This is a genomic window from Vibrio sp. Isolate22 (assembly GCF_022398115.1).
Lineage (GTDB): Bacteria > Pseudomonadota > Gammaproteobacteria > Enterobacterales > Vibrionaceae > Vibrio.
This window is the reverse complement of record NZ_JAKEUW010000115.1, coordinates 1-5,160: the sequence shown is the minus strand read 5'-3', so window position 1 is coordinate 5,160 and position 5,160 is coordinate 1. Positions and strand designations below refer to the sequence as shown.

Annotated in this window: 4 protein-coding genes and 1 pseudogene; 2 read left to right on the top strand and 3 right to left on the bottom strand. The window is 43.6% G+C overall.

Features of this window, described 5'->3' with window-relative positions; all coding sequences use genetic code 11:
• Window positions 1–236: transposase (locus tag L1D55_RS26820; RefSeq protein WP_239917017.1), on the top strand; the 236-nt coding region annotated here is incomplete at its 5' end.
• A 51-nt stretch (window positions 237–287) separates the two neighbouring features.
• Here the strand turns inward: L1D55_RS26820 and L1D55_RS26815 are convergent.
• The 3 genes from L1D55_RS26815 to L1D55_RS26805 form a co-directional block, all read right to left on the bottom strand.
• The gene (locus tag L1D55_RS26815) at window positions 288–2,405 is read right to left on the bottom strand and encodes a YjbH domain-containing protein (RefSeq protein WP_239919474.1); all 2,118 of its coding nucleotides are present in this window, start codon (window positions 2,403–2,405) and stop codon (window positions 288–290) included.
• 133 nt (window positions 2,406–2,538) lie between these two features.
• Window positions 2,539–3,435, bottom strand: coding sequence for a serine/threonine protein kinase (locus L1D55_RS26810; protein ID WP_239919473.1), 897 nt, complete (start codon window positions 3,433–3,435; stop codon window positions 2,539–2,541).
• A 19-nt stretch (window positions 3,436–3,454) separates the two neighbouring features.
• Window positions 3,455–3,997 (bottom strand): outer membrane beta-barrel protein, encoded by a 543-nt coding sequence (locus L1D55_RS26805; RefSeq protein WP_008219136.1) that lies wholly within the window; start codon window positions 3,995–3,997, stop codon window positions 3,455–3,457.
• 714 nt (window positions 3,998–4,711) lie between these two features.
• Between L1D55_RS26805 and L1D55_RS26800 the strand changes: the two are divergent.
• Window positions 4,712–5,160 (top strand): annotated as a pseudogene (locus tag L1D55_RS26800) (IS21 family transposase); the annotation flags it as partial.

Here is a 5,160-nt window from a genome sequence, read left to right as displayed (position 1 = left end):
AGGTATGGTGGGCACAAGTGCAAGAAAGTGGAATTAAGCCATTGAAAGAGTTCGCACGAAAACTGAGGCCTTATCTTCACGGTATTATTGGATCGGCAAGTTATCCGCTCAACACCTGCACATTGGAAGGGATAAACAACAAAATAAAGTTAATCAAGCGAATGGGGTATGGGTATCGAGATACAGACTACTTCTTCTTGAAGATAAAAGCGGCTTTCCCCGGAAAGCCGCGATGAACCAAAAAAGAGCCAACACACTTGGTGTTGGCTCTTCACTTTCTATTTACGCTATTTAACGGCTTCTAAGTATTTTAGGTAAGCATTGCGTAAGCGCTGTCGGTTTTCATAGTAGTAACTTGCGCCGATGCGGTTACGGTTGAAGTACTGTCTTTCAATGTTGTGTTGTAAGCCAGTATCGACACCTAAACCTGTACCTAAATTATTATGGCTATCCCCAACACGAGTTTGTAATGCGTATACAAATTGATCAATACCACGCAACTGCACGTAGCCTGGGCTCATATCACGCCATAGTGTTAAAGGAATCGCGATAGAGAGTGTCACAAAATCTTCGGCTTCACTGCTGCCTACTGCTTTTGTGGTTTGGTATGAAGCATCAACTCTTACGTCACCCAACCAATGACTGGTAGTTACACGTACCCCTTCATCGCCTTTCCAGAATTGACCAGCTTGCACTTTACCTTGCCAATTCCAGTCCGATCTTGAGTAAGTGTAATGACCAATCATCGGAGTCGCATCTAAGATAGCTTTGCCTCTAGAATCGTACTTGTCTTGAGCGGAAAAGTTTGCGAATTCAGCACCTAGTATGTGGCGGCCGCTATTACTCGCATACTGGGTTTCATTCAATACACCCAAATAGTTTCCGTAGACTTGTCCGAATGAGAATTGAGTAGTGAGATTGTAAGGCAGTTGGAATGCTTGATGGAAAAGGACCCTGTCCACTTCATTTTCAAACGCATCATCGCCCCAAATTTCGCCCTCTTCGAAATCATCGCTTTCTGCAAGCGGCATGACATGTCGAAGGTCCAAAGCGGCACCTTTCCAAAGTGGTGTGTACAAGTTGGTCGCCAGTGCTAATGAGTAATCAAACACACCGTACTCTGTCGCCGTGTTGTGATACAAAGCTGGAGACACAATAACCTGTGTTCGGCCGAAACCAGAACGAGTAACCTCTTCATCAAAATTCGCTTTAGCGTAGCTCTTTTTAACATCAGAGGTACGAACAAGCAGTGTTTTGCAAGGCTCACCTGTTTTTACAAACTCGCGGTAACATGGTGCGCTAGTGATCACTTCCATCATCGGCATGTCGTTAACCAAGTTAAACAAACGAATGTTTTGCTGTTGGTAATTATTAACGCCAAGGTCTTGAAGCATGCTCTCTCCCACATAAGAAGAGATGATACCCAAAGCAACACCAACGCCATCTACTTGGTTACGATTATAACGGCGGCTTTCTAACGCCACATTTAGACCAATATCGTCCGCAGAGATTCTCACATTAAGAAAACCTTCATCGACCAGTGCTTTTTTAAGCTGAACCAGACCGGCGAATTTATGATGCGCTTGCTCTACTGCGATCTTGTCTTCTAGGGTTAATTCATTCACTCGGCGAGACTCGGAGAAGCCCATTAGTGGGGTTGATGCCGCTACCGACCAAATATCGATATCGGCATTACCACTGGTGTAAAACTGGTATTGAAAAGATAACTGCGTATCAAGTGGTAAATAATGTTCTGGTGTAAACACCTTAAGGCCAGCATTAAATTGATGAGAATCATGCTCTGCAATAAGCTGAACAAAATCCAGTGGCTGATACTCTAAGCTAGCAAATGGCCCGTTTAAAACGCCATGGCTCACTTCTGACTTGCCGTACCCCGCACTAAACCTTGCTGGTACAAAATCAGGTTGGTAATCAGCCACAGCATAGAAGGTTTCGAAGTTGCTGGCCGCACCACCTAAATCTTGAACACCTACCGCCAGATCAAACCCAGTCCAATCTTTTACAAAAGGAAGCTGGTACTTAAACGACGCAGACAAGTCACGAATGCCATTACCACAGTTTGGGTTGTAGTTCGGTACATTGGTGTAAAGGTGACAATCGTAGGTTTTGGTAACAATTCGTCCCGCGGCTTCAAAGCCTTCAAAAAGGCCAACACTAAACAAAATATTGTCTAGCTCACTGGTTTTTCCTTTATACGGTACACCTTGACCATAGAGGTAAGAGATATCCCCGGAGTCCATCACTTGAGCATTGGGAACAATAATCGCGCCAGTGTAACTTTGGGACGACATTAGGTTATCGACAGCATAGACATTAGGAGCGATGGCGAATGCACTAAGAGATGCTATGAGTGCTGCGTTTCTAGAGTGGCTGAATATTTTCATTGGTATGCAATAGGTTATAACAGTATTCGCAAGTGGCTATGTTTAATAGCGACTATATTTGATTGTAACTATGTTGATAGTAACAGCATGTAAAAAAGGCACCGAGTGGTGCCTTTTTATTACAATACTAAAATTAACCGCCAGTACCACCGCCGTTACCGCCGCCGCCAGTACCACCAGTACCACCAGTACCGCCAGTTGGTGGTGGAGTACCTTCATCAGGATTTGGAACAGGTTCAGAGTCTTTTGGTGGTGGAAGAGTGCCAACATTAGTAGGGTCTTTTACCGCATCTTCAATTAACTTCGGATCTTCTTTTAGATCTAGGTAAATCTCACCACCACCCGGAGCTTCAGGATAGTCAGGGTAGGTTGTAATAACTTCTTGTGTAATTGACTCAGTTGCCGCTGCTAACTCACTAGCTGTTGCTGTTGGGCTTACAACAAGTACGTCTGATAGTACTGCCGCTGTCGCTGAAACTAGGCTTGCTTCAGATGCAGGAAGAGTTTTGATTACTTCATCAGTACGACGTAAGAAGTCAGCAACACTGCTCACACTGCCGTTGTTTAGTAAGCTGTCTAAGCCAAGATCTTTCAGTACTTGAATACCTGTAGCTTCGTTGTATGCTACACCACCTAGCTCTTTCTCAATCAAAGTAGAGATTGGAGAAGATGTCACAAGATCATCGTAGTTCGCCAAGCCTTTAGGGAACTTGTAGCTTACTTGGCTCATGTCTTTACCGTTGGATACGTCTTTTGCACCAGGAGTTGCATTGTAAGTAAATGTGCAAGTTTCTGGGTAATTTAAAACGGTAATATCTGTAACTTCAGAAACACCATAGTAGTTTGTTTCTTCAAGAGAACCAGTTGCACCATTGTCACAGCTGTAAGTGCCTTTCATACCCATAACTGCTGGGTCGAATGCCATGATATTACGGTACGCTTGCTCAGGTGGCACGCTGTTGTTGTTGTCACTGCCACAACCACCAAGGATTGCACCAACGACTGATAACGCTAAAATTTTATATTTCACAATTTATCCCTACAAATGATTAGAAGCTATGTGACAAAGCAACATTAAACGAGTCGATATCTACGCCACCAATATCTTGATATAGCTGGTATTCAATACCAACCTTCATCGCTGATGTAATCGAGTATTCAGAACCAAAAGCAATCGTAGGAGTAACGCCAGAATCATCAGACTCAACACCTGGACCGTTTGCTTTCCAGTCATAAACGGCAAAACCACCTTTTGCGTATAACGCTAGGCTATCGGTTACATTGCCAGATGCTTTTAGAACAACATCAAAGCTGCTTGCTTCGTAGCTACCGCCGGCAATATCTTTAAGATCATACTCACCAAGGTAGTTATAACCACCCTCGATCGCTAGTGTGTCTACGATATGGTAACCGACAAATAAGCCGTAAGACGTATCTGAATCATCGATAGCCGTGCGGCTTTCGACTAATGGTGCAAAGTTATCGGCCGTTACATTACCGACTTTAGCACCTACGTATAAGTTTTCAGCTCCGACAGCTGATGCTGATAGCAACAACAACGGTGAAACCCTAGCTAACCACTGCATTTTCATATAATTATATCTTCCATATTTCAAACTGAACTGAGGCTGATTTCCCTAGCAAATCTGAGCTATAAGCAAATCATATCGATACAAACGAGGGACATATCAGTACACCTCACTTGTTAATGTATCGTGACACTTTAACTGCACGGCTTTCCTTCACGAAAGTGATTGGGGTAAACACCGAACATCAACTAAGCAAGATATTTCGAAAGCGATATGAAAAAACACCACAAGCAAGAGAGGTAAAGCGACCCTAAAAACTCTTACTTATTAGATACCTCAAAATAAAGCACTCAGCTTAAACAACTAATTGAACAACATGATAGTTAATAACCACATTCAAGTAAATGGGCAAATCATAAACAATACCTTATAAAGCATCATATTAGAGGGGCTGCAGCACACAAACCTGTAAAGTTGGCGACACTGCTCATAGATAGTGAGTCCACGTATCACCAATTCTCCCAGGCACAGGCATAGTTACGTAAGGTGCGTATTTCGGAGCATTCCGAACGGCCATTTCGGTATGGCCCGAACACCTATTTCGGTTTAATCCGAACGCACATTCCGCGATTATCCGAACACTTTTAAGCGAACTCCGAAATCAGCGTTCGAAATAGCGAAAACCGCGTTCGGAGTGCCCGAAATTCTTCCTTTTTCTCTTTTAAATCAATAGCTCGCTATTCTTTACTTCTTAAACAAGAACGTAAGGAAGCGGCAATGGCTAAAAAGAGAACTCCAATGAACAAAATCAAAGAGATATTACGCCTTAAGTACGAGTGTGGGTTGTCCTACCGTAGTATTGCTAGTTGTCTCAATGTCAGCCTTGCAACAGTCTCAGAGCTTGTCGCTCGCTTTAAGCAAAGTCAGATAGGCTGGCCTCTCCCAGAAGGTTGCAGTGATACCGACCTTACCAAAGCCCTATATCATTCGAAGCAAGCCAGTYGAGACAAGGTTATGCCAGACTTCGCTCAGTACGCTGTCGAACTCAAGCGTAAAGGCATGACAAAGATGTTGTTGTGGCAGGAGTATCATGAGCAATATCAAGAGCAAGCTTACGCTTACACTCAGTTCTGTGAGCACTTCACTCGTTGGTTAAAAACCCAAAAGCGCAGTATGCGTCAGCTCCATGTTGCAGGTGATAAGCTGTTTATCGATTACTGTGGGCC